Origin of the sequence: Alloscardovia macacae (genome assembly GCF_002259705.1) — a bacterium.
GTDB classification, from domain to species: Bacteria; Actinomycetota; Actinomycetes; order Actinomycetales; family Bifidobacteriaceae; genus Alloscardovia; species Alloscardovia macacae.
Genome location: NZ_MWWT01000001.1, coordinates 233,297 through 252,937, shown reverse-complemented (window position 1 = coordinate 252,937; position 19,641 = coordinate 233,297). Strand labels below are relative to the sequence as shown.

Annotated in this window: 15 protein-coding genes; 2 read left to right on the top strand and 13 right to left on the bottom strand. The window is 57.9% G+C overall.

The window, feature by feature from the left end:
• Window positions 1-69 precede the first annotated feature (69 nt).
• The 11 genes from ilvC to ALMA_RS00995 form a co-directional block, all read right to left on the bottom strand.
• The gene (ilvC, locus tag ALMA_RS01045) at window positions 70-1,125 is read right to left on the bottom strand and encodes a ketol-acid reductoisomerase (RefSeq protein WP_086106344.1); all 1,056 of its coding nucleotides are present in this window, start codon (window positions 1,123-1,125) and stop codon (window positions 70-72) included.
• A 124-nt stretch (window positions 1,126-1,249) separates the two neighbouring features.
• Window positions 1,250-2,782, bottom strand: a complete 1,533-nt coding sequence (locus ALMA_RS01040) for an MFS transporter (protein WP_094726008.1) — start codon at window positions 2,780-2,782, stop codon at window positions 1,250-1,252.
• Between the two features lie 267 nt (window positions 2,783-3,049).
• A complete protein-coding gene (locus ALMA_RS01035) occupies window positions 3,050-4,261 on the bottom strand; it encodes a hypothetical protein (protein ID WP_094726007.1) in 1,212 nt (403 codons plus the stop codon).
• Between the two features lie 366 nt (window positions 4,262-4,627).
• Window positions 4,628-5,518, bottom strand: coding sequence for a carbohydrate ABC transporter permease (locus ALMA_RS01030; RefSeq protein ID WP_094726006.1), 891 nt, complete (start codon window positions 5,516-5,518; stop codon window positions 4,628-4,630).
• Window position 5,519: 1 nt separating this feature from the next.
• On the bottom strand, window positions 5,520-6,398 hold the full coding sequence (locus tag ALMA_RS01025; RefSeq protein ID WP_180380761.1) for a carbohydrate ABC transporter permease: 879 nt from the start codon (window positions 6,396-6,398) through the stop codon (window positions 5,520-5,522).
• Window positions 6,399-6,631: 233 nt separating this feature from the next.
• Window positions 6,632-7,921: an ABC transporter substrate-binding protein gene (locus ALMA_RS01020; RefSeq protein ID WP_086106338.1), complete on the bottom strand. Its 1,290-nt coding sequence runs from the start codon at window positions 7,919-7,921 to the stop codon at window positions 6,632-6,634.
• A 232-nt stretch (window positions 7,922-8,153) separates the two neighbouring features.
• Entirely contained in the window at window positions 8,154-8,786 is a 633-nt protein-coding gene (locus tag ALMA_RS01015) for a YesL family protein (protein WP_094726005.1), read from the bottom strand.
• Between the two features lie 122 nt (window positions 8,787-8,908).
• The gene (gene gtfA, locus ALMA_RS01010) at window positions 8,909-10,417 is read right to left on the bottom strand and encodes a sucrose phosphorylase (protein WP_094726004.1); all 1,509 of its coding nucleotides are present in this window, start codon (window positions 10,415-10,417) and stop codon (window positions 8,909-8,911) included.
• A gap of 459 nt (window positions 10,418-10,876) precedes the next feature.
• A complete protein-coding gene (locus tag ALMA_RS01005) occupies window positions 10,877-12,046 on the bottom strand; it encodes a LacI family DNA-binding transcriptional regulator (protein WP_094726003.1) in 1,170 nt (389 codons plus the stop codon).
• A 157-nt stretch (window positions 12,047-12,203) separates the two neighbouring features.
• Window positions 12,204-14,486, bottom strand: a complete 2,283-nt coding sequence (locus ALMA_RS01000; RefSeq protein WP_094726002.1) for an alpha-galactosidase — start codon at window positions 14,484-14,486, stop codon at window positions 12,204-12,206.
• Between the two features lie 174 nt (window positions 14,487-14,660).
• Window positions 14,661-15,131, bottom strand: a complete 471-nt coding sequence (locus ALMA_RS00995) for a nucleoside deaminase (RefSeq protein WP_275542024.1) — start codon at window positions 15,129-15,131, stop codon at window positions 14,661-14,663.
• Window positions 15,132-15,252: 121 nt separating this feature from the next.
• Between ALMA_RS00995 and upp the strand changes: the two genes are divergently transcribed.
• Window positions 15,253-15,891, top strand: coding sequence for a uracil phosphoribosyltransferase (upp, locus tag ALMA_RS00990; protein WP_086106333.1), 639 nt, complete (start codon window positions 15,253-15,255; stop codon window positions 15,889-15,891).
• 93 nt (window positions 15,892-15,984) lie between these two features.
• Entirely contained in the window at window positions 15,985-17,433 is a 1,449-nt protein-coding gene (locus tag ALMA_RS00985; RefSeq protein ID WP_094726001.1) for an L-serine ammonia-lyase, read from the top strand.
• Between the two features lie 267 nt (window positions 17,434-17,700).
• Here ALMA_RS00985 and ALMA_RS00975 read toward each other — a convergent pair whose 3' ends face one another.
• Together ALMA_RS00975 and ALMA_RS00970 are read right to left on the bottom strand one after the other, a co-directional pair.
• The gene (locus ALMA_RS00975) at window positions 17,701-18,363 is read right to left on the bottom strand and encodes a hypothetical protein (RefSeq protein WP_094725999.1); all 663 of its coding nucleotides are present in this window, start codon (window positions 18,361-18,363) and stop codon (window positions 17,701-17,703) included.
• Between the two features lie 89 nt (window positions 18,364-18,452).
• Window positions 18,453-19,634, bottom strand: a complete 1,182-nt coding sequence (locus ALMA_RS00970) for an MFS transporter (RefSeq protein WP_094725998.1) — start codon at window positions 19,632-19,634, stop codon at window positions 18,453-18,455.
• Between the last annotated feature and the right edge of the window lie 7 nt (window positions 19,635-19,641).

Below are 19,641 nucleotides of genomic sequence, written 5' to 3'. Positions count from 1 at the left end.
TTCCTGACTACAAAAACGCAAAAAAGGAGACCCAGCTATCTGGCTGGGTCCCCTTATCGTTCAGAAAGCTTACTCCTGTACCTGCGTACGAGCTATCTTACCGTTAAAGGACTGACCTTCATCAGCATCTGCTACGCCGTCGCCGTTCCAGGAGAACATAGCGCGCAGCTTCGGACCGACGGTCTCGATGCGTACGTTCGAGTACTTCTCCTGCAGCTCCTTGAAATGTGGAGCGCCTGCATCCTGGTCGTCGATGAACTCCTTCGCGAAGGAACCATCCTGGATGCGCTTGAGGTGGTACTCCATGCGCTCACGGCAGGACTCGTCTACGACGGTGTTCGTGTAGTCGCCATACTGTGCGGTATCCGAGCAGGACCAGCGAGCCTTATTCAGGCCACCTTCGTTCATGAGGTCCACGAGCATCTTCAGCTCATGGCACACCTCGAAGTAGGCGATCTCTGGCTGGTAACCAGCGTCGGTGAGGACTTCGAAGCCCATTTCGACGAGCTTGTTCACGCCACCCATGAGCACGTTCTGCTCACCGAAGAGGTCGGTCTCGGTCTCTTCCTTAAAGGTGGTCTTGATAGCGCCTGCGCGCAGAGCGCCGATACCTGCGGAGTATGCCAGGGTGATGTCCCATGCATCCCCGTGAGGATCCTGCTCCACTGCTACGACTACTGGCACACCGCGACCCTCGGTGTACTGACGGCGTACGATGTGGCCTGGTCCCTTCGGAGCCACCATGAATACTGGGTGGTCTTCGGATGGCTTGATGTAGCCGTAATGGATGTTAAAACCGTGTGCGAAAGCGATGGCTGCACCAGGCTTCAGGTTAGGCTCGATGTCGTTCGCCCAGATGGTGCGCTGGTACTGGTCTGGAGCCAGAATCATGACGATGTCTGCTTCAGCAGTAGCTTCGCCGACGGACTTGACTTCGAGGCCCTGCTCCTTCGCGAATTCCACGGACTTCGAGGATGGGCGCAGACCTACGACGACGTCCACACCAGAGTCGCGCAGGTTCAGTGCGTGCGCGTGACCCTGAGAACCGTAACCGATGATGGCTACCTTCTTACCGTCGAGAACAGAAGGGTTTGCATCCTTTTCATACCAAATAGTAGCTGCCATGTGGCACTCCTTCATCAAAGAATTTATTTATCTTCGTCGTCGCAGGATTTTGTCCCCAAACACTAAGCCCCCATCTTAGCGATGAGGGCTGATTTCGTGCGTGCGGTGTACCACTATGTGGTCTTTATTCCACGCCCTTGATCTGCATAATGATAAATGCTGCCAGCAGCACCACCACGATGCACACTGGGAAGACCAGAGCGTAGCTCTTAAAGATCATGAAGATACCTGCCGTGAAGACGGAGCCGAGCACGGTGCACAGGGTGTTCGCGAGGTTCAGAATGCCCAAGTCTTTACCCGCCTCGTCAGGGTTCGGAAGAATTGCCACATTCAAAGCCTGATCTATCGCGTTATAGACGCCATAGCCGAAACCGGCGATGACGGCAAACGCGTACATGCCCCACGCGTTCGGGAAGATCCACGGCATGGCCGCGCCCACCGCGAACAGGCAGCTGGCCAGCGCGACCGGAAGCTTACGCTTACCGATGTAGTCGGCTATAGGGCCGGACACGAAGGCTGCCACGAGCGAAACGACGAGGGTGATAGTGGACATGATGGCGATGACCGAACGCGCATCCGCATTCGAATTCTCGCCGCCGCCGAAAATGTAATACTGCACGATGTACAGCTGATAGCTGGAAATCATGAAGTAGCCGGCCATCATGAGCGTGCGGCCCACGAGAGCGAGGTAGAAGTCCGGCGCGTTACGAGGAGGGCGGAAAGAATTCAGAACCATAGCCGGAGTGAACTCTTCGCGGTGCTGATCCTTATTCCCCTTCTCGCGCGGCCAGATGGCCACCGTAATGAAGCCGAGCAGCGCGAAAAGGCCGCCGCCGAGCGCGAAGCCGAGCGACGTATTCGTCATCACCGAGCCGACGAGCGTACCCATGGTCTGACCGGTGGTGATGCCCGCGCCGTAGAATGCGGAGACAGTACCGCGGTACTTATCTGGAATGCGGTCGGACATAGTGGCTACGAATGGTGCGAGCATCATGTTATAGCCGAGCTGAGCCAGGCACATGAGGACTACCACAGCCCACGCGTTCGTGGCCAGGGAGATGAGCATAACCGAGATGCCAGCCACGAGGCCACCCGCGATAATCCACGGTGTGCGGCGTCCGAAGCGCGAACGGGTCAGGTCCGAGAAGGTGCCGAAGATGACATTCGAGAGGAGTGCCACCACAGCGCCCACGGAGCTGATAATGGAAATCATGGCATCTTTGCTACCGAAATCGATACGCTGCAGGAGGTCTGGCAGGAGCACCGAATTCATGGCCAGCCACGGGATGGCGCCGAGGAATGCAGTGAGCGTGAAGCCTATACCCAGGCGGATGACTTCCGTGCGCGACGGGCGGTGTCCGTCTGGGCTGACCATAGGGTCACGCAGGTCGAGGAATGCGGAGTCCGTGCCTGGAACCTCCGTAGCCACGGCTGCCACGGCCGCAGTACCCGACTCGGCACTCATGCGAGCGAGCTGGAGATCTGGATTCGCTATGGTGTGATCCTCGTCGATATGCTCTGTCTTCATCGGCATAGCCAAGCGGTTAATGGCATTCATCTGGTCCTCGTCAAATGCCTCGTCCAGGTCTGGGCGGTCGTCGATGCCCGGACGCTGGAACTTACCTGAACCTGGCAGGGGGAAATTATTCTGTGCCATACACAACCCTCTACGTTTTCTAAAGAAAAAGGCGCCCGTTCGTCAGGCGCCTGTACCGCGTTACAGTATAGTGGATGGGAGGGACTATATGCAAACGTTCGCATATAGTTCGCGGATGTCGTTCGCGCGCATAGAAAAATTTTCCGTAAAACCTGTATTTTGTAGTCACGAATGACCGTTGACTTCGCGAATCGAACACAAGAATGGCTTCATCTCGTCGCGCCCTGTGTCATTCGTGACTACAAACGTTAGAAACACACGTCAGCTTCACAAATACCGTCCGCGCTTCCGCTGCTCCTGAAAGCTCACACGCTTCACTCCCGCCGCGTCGATCTTCTCGCAGACAGTGCGAAAATTGTCCTCAGCAGACACGTGGATGACGTCACAGCCGATGCTTTTCAGAGCAAGAACGCGGGCGAGCAGCCGCTCGTTCTCGAGTCTACGAAGCGCTTCGAATTCCGAACGGAGCATGCCGGGCGGCGCGAGTCCAGCGCCCGGATGCAGGTCGTCGAGCAGAACGACGACGCGGTCTACGCGGTCCGGCGCAGCCACGTGTCCCGTCGCACGAGCACGGGTGCGCCGGCCGAGCTCCTTCACTTCGCGCAGCCCCGGCCGCGGTCGCTCCCACGTGTACGCCGCACGTAACGTCCGTCCCACGCTCGCGCGCAGCCTTTCGCCATCGGGCGCGTGCCGAAAAGACGGCATGTAGTCCACCTGCACGCGCGGCGCCGGAAAACCGGCCTGAATCAAGCGTGCACGCAGCATCGACTCCTCTATCGAACCGGATTTTTCGTCGATAAACCGCGCACGTAACGCGACCTTCGCCATCCCGTGGTCGCCGGATCGTTCGCGGATGACCTGAGCGAGCTTCGCACTCGCTCCCGGAAACTGCTGTGCCAGCATGTCCGCGACGGCTAGCGCATGCACGAAATCCGCCGCGCGTAGGCATTCGCAGATGATGTGTTCCGGCACGAGCACGCGCACACCGTTCACGAGCGCCACCGTGTCTGTGAGCGGTTCGTAACTGCGCGCGAGATCGTCCGGACTGAAGATAATGGAGGGCTGCAGCTCCTGGAGTTCGCGTTCGTCCTCGCTCAATTCCTCGTCAGGCGGTGGAAGACCTCGGCTCGAACCGGTTATCTCGTGCACGCGGATGTTCAGGCTGGCATGGCGGATCCTCGTGCCGCGTTCGACAGCGACGTGCAGCTCCTCGTAGAGCCACTCGTGCGGCAGCATAATACCGCAGATCGCGGCGGCCGTCAGCCCCGTGAACGTCCAGTTCGGGTGGACGCGCGCGAGAGCATAGATTTCTTCCAATTTCCGCTCATCCCACTTCAGCGCATTCCAGTCGAGCGTTCGCGCGAAGAATCCGCGCATCGGCTCGACATACTCGCCGCGCGCGACTGCGCGTTTAAAATGACGCTGTTCCTCATGATTCTTCGCATGCGTCAGTGCGAAGCTCGGAGCATAGATTCTCATGGTTCTATTGTCGAGGATTCCGAGTGGGATGTCACGCTCAGAGAGGGATTGTTAGCAGATGTGAATATGTGTGTCGCCGAGGGTAGTTATCCACATGGGGACGCATTTGTAGTCACGAATGACACGCGAAATGACGAGGTTAAGCCATTCTTGCGTTCGATTCGCGAAGTCAACGGTCATTCGTGACTACAAATGGCCTGTTTTGCGTAGAATTTCCTCATTGCTCGGGGAGGTCTTCCCGGCCGCCCCCGACAGCCTCTGCCCCCGCCCCGCATACAGAAGTCCCCCGCCTTCCCGAACAAAAAGAAGACGAGGGACTTGAGAGAAATGATAGGCGTAACGTGCCTAGCGCTTCACTCTGCTACTTTAGCCCTTCACCGCACCGGCAGTGACGCCGGCCACGATGAAGCGCTGCAGAGCCAAGTAAAGGATGAGGATAGGCAGCATGGCCAGCAGCAGAGCAGCCATGACCAGGCCGATATCCGTGGAGTAGGTTCCGTAGAAGACCTGCGTAGCGATAGGAATGGTATACAGCTTCTTATTCGTCAGAACCAGGGACGGCAGGAGGTAGTCGTTCCAGAATGCCATGGCGTCGATAATGGCTACTGTAGCCGCAGTAGGCTTCAGCAGTGGGAAGACCACTGTCCAGAACGTGCGCCACTTGCCTGCGCCATCGATCTCCGCAGCTTCTTCCAGCTCTACCGGCACATTCGTCTTAATAGCGCCGTGGAACATGAAGACTGCCAGGGACACGGAGAAGCCCACGTGCATGAGGATGAGGGTGATGCGCGAGTTCAGCACACCGAGGTAGCCACCGTAGACCGAAACCAAAGGCACCATGAGCACCTGGAATGGGATAACCATGGATGCCACCATGGCGGAGAAGGCGAGCTTCGACGCCGTCCACTTCGGGTTACGCACGATGACGTACGCAGCCATGGCAGACACGAGGATGGTCAGGACGGTAGCGGAGACCGTGATGACGGCCGAGTTACCGAAGACGCGCCAGAAGTGCATCTTCTTCATGGCACTCGTGAAGTTCTTCAGGCTGAAGCCATGAGAGCCGATGATGCTCAGCGGTTCGCCCGTGATGTCGCTCATGGACTTGAATGCGTTCGTCAGAACGAGGAAGAATGGCCAGATGAAGGCCAGCAGGAGGAGGCTGAGAGCGGTAATCATGCCACCGTGCGCGAGGCGCTGGCGGATGACGGCTTTGCGGTTCTCCTGAGAGTTATCACGTACAGTCTGAGTAGCCATGTTATGCTTCCACCTCACCCTTCTTACCGACGTACACCTGGATCATGCCGATGACAGCGCAGATGATGAACAAGATCAGTGCTTCTGCCTGGCCTACGCCATAATTCTTATAGACAAACGCCTTGTTATAGACGTGCATAGCCGCCATAACGGAAGTATTGAACGGCTCACCCTTCGTCAAAGAGAGGTTCAGGTCATATACCATGAAGCAGCGCGTCGTGGACAGGAAGATGCACTGAACGAACGAGGAACGCATAAGCGGAATGATGACGTTCCGCATCGCCTGACCGTTCGTGCAGCCGTCGATGAGCGCGGCCTCCTTCAGCGAGTCGTCCACGCCCATGAAGCCCGCCACGTAAATGAGCATCATGTAGCCGGCGTACTGCCAGACGGACACGAGGATGAGCGCAAACAGAGCGCCATTCGTCGTACCCAGCAGAGAAGCGCCTTCCTGGCCGGTCAGAGCGGTACCGATGGCCACGAACGCACGATTGAACACAAACTTCCAGACGTAACCGAGGACGATGCCGCCGATGAGGTTCGGAATGAAGAAGCCGGCGCGGAAGAAGTTCTGGCCCTTCAGGCCGGACGTCACGAGGTACGCGAGGAAGAACGCGACCACATTCACGAGGACTACGGAGATAACCGAGTAGACCACAGTGCGGCCGAGCGCATCCCAGTACGCGGTATCAGCGAACGCGTCTGCGTAGTTCTGGAAGCCGACGAATGGCTTCGTCTTCGCGACGCCATCCCAGCTCGTAAAAGTAAGATACAGGCCATAGAAGAATGGCACTATAACCACAGCAGCGAAAAGAACCACTGCTGGGCCGGCGAACATGAGGAACTGTCCGACCTTATAGGAAAGTTTATTTTGCTTCATTTCTCTCACCATTAGTTTTTGGGTAATGGGCTGTGTGTGTGGGGGGGGAGGGCGAGCTTATACACGACGCTCGCGTTTCACGTGAAACGTCTCAGGAGGAACGCCTCAGGAGGAACGAACCGCCGACGCATCTCACGCGACAGATAAAAAATGTGGCGCATCCTCGCGCTTCTGGCGAAGCCTGAGAATGCGCCACTGTTTAGTTTTCGAAGGAGTCTAGAACGAGAGAGGACCTACTGGATGGTCTTCATGTCGTTCGCCTTCCAGTAATCCACGATCTGGCCAGCCAGAGCTGCGCGGTCTTCCTGACCTGCGAGGTACTTCTGGAAGTTAGCGCCGAGGACCGAGTAGTGATCATCTGGGAGGTAGTTGTAGTTATTAATGAGCTTGTTTGCGTCAGCGAACTTCTTCACGGACTTACCCAGTGGATCAGCTACTTCGAGCTTGTTGCTCTTGAATGGGGAGACGAGGTGAGCAGTGTTCACGACCCACTCCTGACCGTCCTTCTCTTCAGAGAGCCAGTTCAGGAATGCCTTAGCAGCCTTCTGCTGAGCTTCGGAGGTGTTCTTCGAGTTATCGATGAAGAAGTACTTCGAACCGCCACCCACGAGCTTATCCTGCACGTCCATGGAGTTATCGTTCTGAGGTACTGGCATCATGCCCATGTTCTTGCTTGGCTCGTACTGGTTCAGTACTGCCCAGTCCCAGTTACCACCGAACATGAAGGCTATCTCGCCCTTCGCGAGCTTCTGCTCGGTCACTTCGCGCTCTGCGGAGATAGCCTTGTCGCCCTGTGCGTAGTTATTATCCTTGAGGACATCGAAGGTGTCCATGAGGGAGGTCCAGCGTGCGTCTGCGTTCAGGTCAGCACCGTCGTGCAGGGACTTGATGAATGCTGCTGGGTCGGACTGCTCTTCGTAGACCTGTGGCAGGTAGTGAGCGGCCAGGGACCAGTCTTCCTTCATAACACCCACTGGGTTCTCCATACCGCCAGCCTTCAGGTCAGAGATGATCTGCTTGAAGTCATCGGTGGTCTTAATGGTGCTTGGGTCGAAGTCCTTACCCGTAACCTTCTTAATAGCGTCTGCATTATAGATGAGGCCGCGTGCTTCCACGGACACTGGGAAGCCGAGCACCTTACCGTTTACGGAGATAGCCTGGTCGGTGTCGCTGACCCACTTTTCGCCGCTGAGGTCGATGGCGTGCTCAGCACCGAGGCTGTACACGTCCTTAGCGTCCACCATGGAGATGGTGTATGGCTGGTTTGCTGCGTACTTCGTAGCCATGTGTGCTGCTACGGTGTCGTTCGAGTAGTAGACCTCGACGTCCACGCCGTGGCTTTCGCCGTACGACTCTGCGAGCTCTTCGAGCTGAGACTGAATCTCGGACTTAGAATTAAAGATAGTGATCTTAGTGCCGTCACCGTCGTCCGAACCCGAGTTCGCTCCGCATGCTGCGAGCGCTCCGAGTGCTACGACCGTGGCCGCGGCTGCTGCTGTCCAGCGCTTCCAATCTTTCACCATTTTTCTCTCCTTTGCGTTGCTTTCCGTCCTTAAAAAGCAAGCTAGTATTGCTTCCTTGCGGGTTACCGTTGTTTTCTGCAACCGGTTCGATATTACCTGATTTGCGAACGTGTGTCAAACGGGTTCGATACGTGTTCGCGAACGCCGACGTCAAACGTTTTATTTCTAGGTTCTGTTCGGCGTGTCGTACGGCGCTGTACGTGCGGCTTTTTGCCCTGCGCGGCTCTGCTTTTTAGTCCAATTTTTTAAATAGCTCACTGTACATGAGCGCGCAGCAGTACTGTGGCAGAGATATGCCCACGAGCAGGAAAAGCGGCACTGCATACCCGTAGAACACCACCGTGGCTACGAGAGAGCCCAGAATGAGCACGAGCATAGCGAGAGTCTGGGGGAAGAATCCCACAGCTGCCAGCACAGCATTCTTCAGGTGCATGCGATTCGTATTCGTATAACGCGAGACGAGCACGGTGTACCACTGCACTACTGCAGTGACGAGCACGGTGAGCACTGCCAGTGAGACGAGCAGCGCCATGCGCATACCCTCCCCGAGCCCTGGCGCTATCTCACTCATGTGGAGCGCAAAGTAGAGGTCCACCCCGCCCACGCCAGCAGCCACCAGGACAGCCAGCCACACGGGCGTCACCTGGCGGAAGTTTTCCCGAAAGGCCGTAAAGTACATCTTCACCAGTCCGCCCTCTTCATCTCGCACGAGCCGCCACAGGCTGTAATGCAGAGCGCTGAGTGCCGAACCCGCAGTGATAAGCGGAAGGGAGATGATGAGTGTGATGACATTCAGCACCACGAGGTCTGCTATGAGCCCCATGAGCTTATAGAACCAATTATTCTGATTAAAAAAGCCGTCCATACTGCCAGCCTAGCGAAAGGGCGCGAACGCGTGTCTCGCACACATCGACGAAAGCATAAGAGGGGTGTATGGAGTCTCTACTCCACACACCCCTCGCATCTCACAGTGAGGATATCTCTCCCCTACGCTGCCACTGGTGGCTCGGCGATGAGGTCTGCAGTCTCGTGCTCGCCTGCTGCATCCGTCCATGCGAGCTTCGCGACGGATACGCCCGTAGCTCCTGCCTGTGGAGCGAAGGTGAGCGTGGCGCTCGTGGAGCTGGCCGCGTCTGCCCAGGTCATGGTCAGCACGCCGTCTGCATCCGCGAAGGAGAACTCGCCGTCGAAGGCTGGCAGCGTGTTACGGAAGCGCGCGAGTGCGTTCAGCGCCTTCACCACTGGGCGCTCGACCTGCTCAGCTACTTCTGCTGCAGAGTAGTAATGGCGGTTAATATCGCGGCCCACGTTCGTGCGCTTGAGCAGCTCCATGTCGTTTCCGCCGGCGAGCGCGCCCACGTAGTAGACCTGTGGAACGCCCGGCATGAAGAACTGGACTGCGCGTGCGGCGATGTACTTCTGGTCGTCGGATCCGAGAGCAGCATAGTATGTGCAATTCACCTGGTACAGGTCCAGGTTCGATGCCGCAGCGCCGGTGGCTTCCTGGGACTCACCGTGCGAGTTACGATGAATGGATTCCACGAGGGCATCCACTTCTTCGTCTGGCACGAGGCCTACCAGGGAGCGGTCCATCTGGTCCGAGCCGATGTCGATGACGCCGATGCCATCATGCGTATCGAGCACGTTTACCGCGTTATTCGGGCGCACATCGATCCACTTCGCCAGCGAATCCGTCTTACCGAACTCGAGAGCATGGAGGAGCAGGCCAGGAATAGCGAAGTCGTAGACACGGTCCACCTTCGAGGCTATCTCCACCTGCTTCTTATAGTACGAATGCACTTCGATGAGGGTCTCCAGACCGCGCTTCTCACCTTCTGCCTTAATGCGCTCGATGAGCTTAAAAGTCTTCGGGGTCATGAAGCACGAGGAGTTCTTTTCCTTCGCACCGTATCCCACTGCATCCAGACGAATCTGGGATACGTGCGAGGCTGCCAGCTGGTCGAGGATGGTGAGCAGGTAGTTCCAGCCCATCTCCGAATCCGTGTCGATGTCCACCTGCTGAGGAGTGAAGGTGGTCCACACGAGGCGGGTCTTACCACCCCAGGTGTAATGCGTGAATGGCAGACCTGGACGAGGGCGGTAGATGGCCGTAAGGTCTTCTTCCGTCACGCCATCAGGGAAGATGGAGGACATCGTGAGGAACATAGGATAATACTCCGAGTCCTCACCCTTCTTCATCACGTCCTGGAACTGCTCGGACTCCCAGGACATGTGGTTTACGATAGTGTCCACCATAATGTCATGCGTCTTCGCGAGCTCGGCCACATCATCCCAGCTTCCCAGGCGTGGGTCTACCTTCGTGTGATCCACTGGGTCGAAGCCAGCATCTGCTCCGTCGAAAGGAGTAAAGAATGGCAGGATATGTACGCCTTCATACACGCCATCGAACTGCGTGCGCAGAGTCTGAGTCATCGACTCGATAGTACCGTCGCCGAGGCGGTCGGCGTACGTAATGAGCTGAACTTTATTCTTCATCAGGCCTCCATGGCTGATAAATGGGGCGGTGTTTCGTTATCTCCTCCAGTATATCGAACCCGTTTGATAAGTGCAAGTCCCTTTCTGCATACGTATGCAAAAAGCAGTTGTTTGCATATCGTCTCACTGGTGCATCTTTTTTCTTAGACTCTGATGCCGTAAGGCGGCAGAAGTGAGACGATTTACAAACAACTGCCCAGCACGATCACAGAGAGAGGAGCGCATAGGGGTACGCGAGGCACTAACCGTCTGCGATGTAGCAAGTGTGGAAACAGTTGTGTGTAAATCATCTCACTTTTACCGGTTCAGAAAGGCAAAATCTCAAAAAATCGGTGCACCTGTGAGACGATTTACACACAACTGCCCTATCACACGCAGATGCCTCTGCCCGTCACAAGCACGCTCGCCCCAGCCCAGCTCGCCCCTGCCCAGCCCCGCTAGACGAGGAAAAATTGACCTTTAGCGCGTCGTCCCGCGCTGTACGTACGACAGCTTCACCGCGTCGAAACGGTACGGCACGCCCTGCGCGTTCTCCTGCACGGACACGTACCGCTTATGCTCGCTCGACGTCATCTCGCCCGACGCCGCCTCGCGCGCAGCAGCCAGCGCCGCACTCGTACCTTCCGCGGACTTTTCCGCCTGCGCATAGCGCTCTATCTCCTGCATGGCATGCACCACGAGGCGCCGCGCAGTCTCATCCACGTCCTGCGTCATGGACGTCACCGGAATGCCCGCGAAAGCACTCACATACGTGCCGTCGTACGCGATGACCTGCAGGTCGTCTGGAATGCGTATCCCGCGCGCGAGAGCCTCCTGCACCACGGCCGCAGCCGCGAGATCCGGCGCCACGATGGCATCCACGTCCTCAAAATCGTCCAGCGCACGCTCGGCAGCGCGTAGGAACAGTGCCATGTCGGACAGATCTTCCACCGGCACGTACTCCGTCTCTATGCCCGCGGTCAGCAGCTCATCTTCCATCACGAGCTGGTAACGCACGGTCGGGAAGGAACTGTCCGGACGCGAGCTCATCTCGCGCGAGTTCAGCAGCGCCACACCGCGGTCACGGTCATGGAATCGCGAGCGCGGGCCGCCGATGTTCACCACGTGCTGCGCGCCGGATGCGATGAGCGCCTGCGCCACGGTACGCCCGCCAGAGACGTGGTCGGCGCCGACGGTCGGGATAGAGTCGCACAGGTAGCGGTCGAACGCCACGACGGGGCGGTTTATCCCCTCCCAGTACTCCTGACTGAGCTGGGAGTGCGAGCCGACGATAAGCGCGTCGAGCGTGTGGCGCTGAAGCATGTCCACGTACTGCATTTCCGCCGCGTGCTGGTCGGCCGTGGAGCACAGCAGCGCGCGCATGCCCTGCACGTCGAGATAGTGCTGGATGCGCGCGACGAGTGAGGCGAAGAACGGGTGCTGGATAGTAGGCATGATGACGCCCACCGTGTCCGTGCGGCCTTTATACAGGTTTTTCGCGAGGTCGTTCGGAATGTAGTTCAGCTCGGCCATGGCTGCGGAGACGCGGTCGCGCATTTTCTGCGAGACGTAGCCGCTGTTATTAATGACGAGCGAGACTGTGCTCGTGGACACGCCCGCTTTTTTCGCGACGTCACGAATTCCCACCATGTTCCGTTCCTTTTTCTTCTGGCTCTTCTGGCTTTCGCTTATGCCTGTGTTCTCGCGCGACCCCCTCTAGTCGCTCGTGCGGCTGAAGGTCAATTCTTCCTCAAGCGGATGTGCCTTCAGCACTGCCTTCAGCCGCGACGATGTTCTTCTCTTCGTTCTACGCTATGCGCTCGACTACGAAGACCACAGCCTGCGCTGGGTGCAGCTGCGGTGGACGGATGCCGAAGTTCTGCAGTGCTGCGCCGGATATCTCGATGCCCTCCTCGGTCCACCACAGCAAGTCAGACTGACCATTCATGTGGTGCACGTCCAGCTCGCGCTGGATGTCCACTGGGCGTACACGGTAGAGCGCATCCTTATCGAGTCCCGGAAGGCGCACAGGCAGTGCTGGATAGTGCACGGATGTACGCACCTGCGCGAAGCGGTACAGCGCCTTCGAGCCATCTGCTGCTACGACGCCGTCGAGACGCACGGAGTCATCCGCGATGTCTCCGTGGACGCTGACCCCCTGGCTCGCCCATGGGCGCACCTGCTTGTAGAGCGCCACCCATTGCGCGAGCTCGTCGAGGTCTTCCTGTGGCTGGTGGTTCAGATCCCACTCGATGCCGAAGTGTCCGAACAGTGCCATGGCTGTACGCATGGTCAGAGATGTGGCACGCTGCGTGGAATGCGCCGGGGATGCTCCCACGTGCTCGCCCATCATGACTTCTGGTACGAGCAGCGAGGTGTAGCGCTGGATCTCTGCACGCTCTACTGGATCCACGCAGTCGGACGTCCAGACGCGGTCCGCGCGCTCGAGAATGCCGAGGTCCACACGGCCACCGCCGGACGAGCAGGACTCGATCTCGAGACCCTCATGCTTCAGCTTCAAACCTTCGAAGATGGCATACACGGCCTCCACCTGTGCATGCTGGGTGGCAGCGTAGCCATGGCAGGCCGACCCTGGCTCAGTGACGAGCTTATTATGATCCCACTTAATGTAATCGATGCCGAGCTCACCCACGAGCGCATCCATAGCATCAAAGACGTAGCGGCATGCCTCCGGATTCGACAGGTCCACCACCTGCTGGAAGCGTCCCTGCAGCGGCAGGCGTCCCGCGTGAGGCGCGAGCAGCCAGTCTGGATGCTGCTCGTTCAGCTCGGAGACGATGTTCGCCATCTCTGGCTCGAACCACAGTCCGAACTCCATGCCGAGGCCATGCACATAGTCTGCCAGAGCCTTCAGGCTCTTCGGACCATCTGGCCAGACCTCCTGCGAGACGGTCCAGTCTCCCAGTCCCGAGGTGTCATCACGACGGCTTCCGAACCAGCCATCATCCACCACGAAGCGTTCCACGCCTGCCGCAGCAGCCTTATCTGCCAGCTGCTTTAAGGTGTCGAAATCGTGCTCGAAGTACACAGCTTCCCACGTGTTCAGGATTACTGGGCGAGGCTTCGTCGCGAGGTTCGGGTGCAGCGAGCGTACGAAGGAGTGGAAGCGCTGGGACACTTCATTCAGGCCCTCACCATACGAACCATAGACCCATGGCGAGGTGTAGGACGCGCCCTCGCCAGCGATGAGCTCCGCTTCGCCCGCGTAGAGGTGCTCGCCTCCGCCGATGAGCGGCAGCGTGTACACCGTCTGCTCTACGGACGTGATGGAATTCCCCGACCATCCCACGTGCGTGGAGTACACTTCTCCGTGCTCGAAGTCAAAGCCGCGCGGCCCCACATTCAGCAGCAGCGTGGCGTCAAAGTCTGGGCGCCCTATCTCCACCACGCGCTCGAAGCGACCCATGGTCAGCTCCTGGCGCTGTGGATGGCGCTCGCGCAGATGATGGCCCGCCGTGGTGAGGACCTCACGCGCTGTGGCTGGTACTGGGTAGCTCAGCTCGAGAGTCTGCACGCTGAGCACTGAGCCCTCGTGAGCAGCGTCCCACTCCGCGGTGTTCTGCACTCTGGCCTGCTGACGTACGAGACCGCCTTCGAGCACCTGCATCTGCCACGTGAGCTGCACGCCCTGCGCCGCGTCCTCGGCTGTGACGGTGAGGCTGGCTGCGCGTGGAGCATCTGCCCGGTTTTCGCCCTTCACTCCGGCCAATTCTTCCGCGAGCGCAGACGTCCCCGCAGCGACCGGTGCCGCTTCGCTCGTCTCCACCGACGTCACTGTGAAGGCACAGAAAATCTCATGGCCATCGCGCGTGACCACGAAGCGAGGAGCACCTGTCCAGCCTTCTGCCTGTGTAGGCAGAACTGTAGGGAAGTTCGTGTCATCCAGACCACCGGAGACGCGCTGCGGACGCAGAGCCTCATACAGCTGTGCCGTGCCTTGGTCATCTCCGAGCGCACGCCCCCAGTACACGATGCGTGGAAGCTCGTTATTCTTCAGAGACAGCGTCACTGCCACTCCACCATTTTCCAGAGTGACTATGCCAGAATCAGATGTATATACGGTCATCATCGGTCCTTATCTGCGCGCTCAGGGCGCCATCGCGCCGTCGCTCGCTTCGCTCGTTTACGATATACCTCTAGTATAGCGAACGCGTTCTATATTATGTGAGAATGTGTGTTCTTCTGTGCATTTATGAGCATTTCGGCGTGTCGCGCGCTCCGAAACGCACATCGGCCAGCCACGCTAGAGGGAGGATTGACCTCGGCGAGGAGCGAAAAACTCTCGCAGCAGCTGCGCGCACTCCTCAGCACGCACACCGCCGTACACCTCAGGAGAAAAACCGTCATGCGGGTCGCGGGCGATGTCCCAGACCGAGCCGAGCGCCCCCATCTTCTCATCCCACGCGCCGAAAACCACGCGGCCCATGTGCGCGCTCACCGCAGCACCCGCGCACATGGGACACGGCTCGAGCGTCACCACGAGCGTGCAGTCCTCCAGCTTCCAGTCCCCACGCACGCGCGCCGCCGCACGCATGGCTTCCACCTCGGCGTGGGAGAGCGGGTCGGTAAGCTCCTCACGGCGATTGCGCGCGATGGCGAGGACCTGGCCGCGCGCATCCAGCACCACCGCGCCCACCGGCACCTCGCCGGCAGATGCAGCCTCGCGCGCCGCATCCAGCGCCTGGCCCATGGCTGCGCGGTGCCGCTCGCGCAGTGTGGTGTGCGCATGCGGCGCGGTATGCGCACTCACGTTCTTCGGCGCTTCACTCGGCGTCCCACTCGGCATGTCGCCTCCCCTCGAATTCATACCCTCAGATTAAAATGAAAGTATGACTATGCATTTGACTGTTTTAGACCACCCACTCGTGGACCACAAGCTCACCGTTCTGCGCGATAAGAACACTCCGTCGAACACGTTCCGCGAGCTGGTCTCCGAGCTCGTCATGCTCGAAGCGTACGAAGCCACGCGCGAGCTGGCCGTAGAAGACGCGCCTATCGAGACTCCTGTAGCGCCTATGGTGGGGAAGAAGCTCGCGAAGCCACGCCCTATGGTGGTGCCTATCCTGCGCGCAGGTCTGGGCATGCTGGACGGCATGACGCGCCTCATTCCTACCGCAGAAGTGGGCTTCCTCGGCATGAAGCGTGACGAGAACACGCTGGACATCGTCACCTATGCGAACCGCCTGCCAGATGATCTCACGGGCCGCCAGGTCTTCGTCATCGACCCTATGCTGGCCACTGGTGGCACGCTCGTGGCTGCTATCGAGTACTTGAAGAAGCTCGGCGCGAAGGATGTGACGGCCATCTGCATCCTCGCCGCTCCGGAAGGCCTCGAGCGCCTCGAGAAGGACGTGGACCCGTCCATCGACTTTAAGCTCGTGGTCTGCGCTCAGGACGAGAAGCTGAACGAGAAGGCATACATCGTTCCTGGCCTGGGTGACGCGGGAGACCGCCTGTACGGCCTCGTGGACTAGGCTTAGTTTTTTCGGCGCCGGCACGCAGAGCTTTTCGGCTCGTGCCGGCGCTTTTCATACTGTCAATTCTTCCTTCTCCTGAAAGCTGCCCTCATGCTGAGTGTCTTCGACATGTTTTCCATCGGAATCGGCCCATCCTCCTCCCACACCGTGGGCCCTATGCGCGCTGCGTCTGATTTCATCACACAGCTGCGCGAGCGCGACCTGCTCAGCCGCGTGGAGCGTATCCACGTGACACTGTATGGCTCACTCTCCCAGACTGGTCTCGGCCATGGCACCGACCGCGCGGTGGCCGCAGGGCTCCTCGGCTACCAGCCAGAAAGTGTGGATCCCCACCTCGTCCTCCACGCTCTGGATGATGCTGCCCGCGCGGGGAACATGCTGCTGGCTGGCGAGAAAGAGATCTTCTTCGCCCGTGAAGACATCGAGTTCGAGCGGTGGAAGAGCCTGGACTACCATCCGAATGGCATGAAGCTCTGGGCTTTCGACGCTTCGGATGATGAGCTCTTGTCCGACACTGCATATTCCGTGGGCGGCGGATTCGTGGTGCATGAGAGCGAGATTTCTGATAGTGCTGCGGAGCCTGCGGATTCTACGGATTCTGCGGATAGCTCGGCCGAAACCGACGAGCCCCCCGTGCCGTATCCTTTCACTTCCGGCGCTGAGCTCGTACAGATGTGCGAAGAGTCCGGCTTAAGCGTCTCGGAGCTTATGTGGCAGAATGAACTGGCCATGCATTCTGAGGACGAACTGCGCGCGTATCTGCTGAAGATCTGGGAGACTATGAAAGGCTGCATCCACGCAGGCTGCACCTCTGGAGAGCTCATCCTGCCGGGAGGCCTGAACGTGCGCCGGCGCGCGCCGAAGCTCTACCAGGAATTCGCCCGCACAGACTTCGACATGTTCGGGAACGATGCGGACTCGCACCGTCCACACTCGGCGCCAAAGCATGATAAAAGCTCGTGGGTGGATCTCTTCGCCCTCGCTGTAAATGAAGAGAATGCTGGCGGTGGGCGCATCGTCACGGCGCCGACGAATGGCGCTGCAGGCATAGTCCCTGCAGTACTCAGCTACTACTGGTGGTTCGTGGATGGCGCGAACGAAGAGGGCATTATGAAGTTCCTCCTCGCTGCCAGCGCTGTGGGATACCTCTTTAAGCGTAATGCCTCTATCTCCGGCGCAGAAGTGGGCTGTCAGGGCGAAGTGGGATCGGCCAGCTCCATGGCTTCCGCTGGCCTGTGTGAAGTACTCGGTGGCACGCCGGCTCAGGTGGAAAATGCAGCCGAGATAGGCATCGAGCACCACCTCGGCCTGACGTGTGATCCTATAGCCGGACTCGTGCAGATTCCGTGCATCGAGCGGAACGCTCTGGCATCGAATACCGCCATTAACGCAGCACGTATGGCCATGCTTTCGGACGGTTCGCATATCGTCTCTCTCGACGATGCCATCCGCACCATGAAGGCCACCGGAGCAGACATGCTCAGCAAGTATAAGGAGACGTCGCAGGGTGGCCTCGCAGTGAACGTGGTGGAGTGCTAGCAATGAGCTCTGGATATGAGTAGGGGTGGGAGATAACTCATCATCCCCCACCCCTACTAGAGAGTTCACCACATTCAGCTTCCTGACATCACATGATTAATAATCATTGCTATGTAAATTATAGAGAGTAGAATAGTTCCTACAACAGTAATAATCACTTGCTTTTTACGATGCTTCGCATGAAAGTACAGAGTCCATGCTATACCACCATTAATCATAAATGCCATCTCTCCCAACCATGAGATAATAATATTTGTGGACATAATATTACTTCCTTGGAACAGCGGTATATGTCAATACATATGTCATTTCTACAACAACACCATTACCAGGTTGCTTAGCAGCCCACTCGATACTGTCACCTAAAGTCTTCGCATACCATGTATTCAACTTTGCCAGTACATGAGCCGCAGGATGAATATACCTCGTAATTGATTCAATAACTTCGCTTGCGTTACGAGCTCTCCGTAGTTCAGCCACATAAGCAAGAGCAGCAGCATCGGTCAGATATGTGCGCCGTACACCCCACCAGAAGAATTCTTCTTTAATATCATTACCCCGAGTAGAAAAATCACGAGGGAACGATACTGTACGTCCGTCAGGCATAATAACGCTCTTGCCTGCCGACGCATCTGCATTAGCACTCTGTACTAAGCTATAGATACTTTCCGTAAGAGAAGACACAGTGAGATTACTCTGATTACTCTCCGCAAGAAGCCCCTCTTTGTGTGCGAAAACGTACTCTTCTATCTGATGACGAGTTACCTCGATTCGCCCTTTCGACGTATCTATAGACGAGTTAACGAATGAGATTAGCCCACTCATAGCCGACACCGTTTCAGCTTTCGCTTGATGTAACGGAACTATAATGAACATTAAAACCGCACAGAGCGTCATAGCCACAGCACGGTAAGACTTCGTCGTCTTCATCTTTCTGCCCTTCTTTCATTATTTTAGGTAATTTTCACACGCTACGTGTGAAAATTACCTAAAATAATAGCACGAAATGAGAAGAACCGCTAATCTTCTAAGCCCCCTATATTACGTACTTTTCGCCTCTCATACAGCCCGTAAAAAACAAAGAGCAGCGCAGCGGCTACGAGTGTAAACGGAACACCCGTCAGCGCGGATGCATGATAATCCATAGAGGTGGCCTCAAGCGCCATACCGCCGAGTATGGATCCGGCAGAATTGCCCGCGTTAAATGCTATCTGGACGAGCGCCCCAGCCAGCATCTCGCCGCCACCCTCACCCAGCTGCACCATAAGCAGCTGCTGCGGGGACGAAATGAAGAACATGCCGAATGCGCACACGAACGTGAGAAGCGCGGACGTGGGCTGCGAGCCCGGATCGAGGAAGATGAAGATCATAGCCAGAACCGAAATGAGCTGACCGAAGCCTGCCACAGCGCCCGGCACGAATTTATCCGTCATGCGCCCGCCGATGAGACCACCCACGACCATACCGAAGCCGGCGAGCGTCATAAGCAGTGGCACGACCGGCTCACTCCAGCCGCCCACCTTCTGCAGCCACGGGGACACGTAACTCCACCAGCAGAAAATGCCGGTATTCCCGAGGAAGACGGCCATGATGACGTACCATGGCTTCGCGGATTTGAGGAAGACGAACTGGCCAGCCATGCCCGCATCCTTAATCGCGTCGATCTGCGGCACGAAACTCAGCACGAGTACGATGGTCATGGCCGCCCAGAGCGCGAGGAAACCGAACGCGAGACGCCAGCTCATGGCGCTACCCAGCCACGTACCGAACGGAACGCCCACCATGTTCGCCACGGTCTGCCCCACGACCATCTGCGAGACGGCCGTGCCTTCCTGACCAGGGTCTGCCAGAGCTTTCGCCATAATGGTGGCCGTGCCGAAGAACGCGCCGTGCGGCAGACCGGAGATGAAACGCGCGGTGAGCAGAATGCCGAAATTCGGAGCGAGCGCGGCCATCAGGTTCCCCACGATGGTGATGACCATGAAGGCGATGATGAGGTTTCGCGGCTTGATGCGCCGGCCGAAGATGAGGATAAGCGCGCCGAAGCACACGCCGATGGCATACGCGGAGACGTAGTGGCCCGCCGTAGGGATGCTCACGGCCGTGTCTGCCGCGGCTTTCGGCAGCACGCCCATCATGACGAATTCTGCCGCGCCGAGAGCGAATGCTCCGGATGCGAGCGCGAGGATACTTTTTTTCATGCTTACT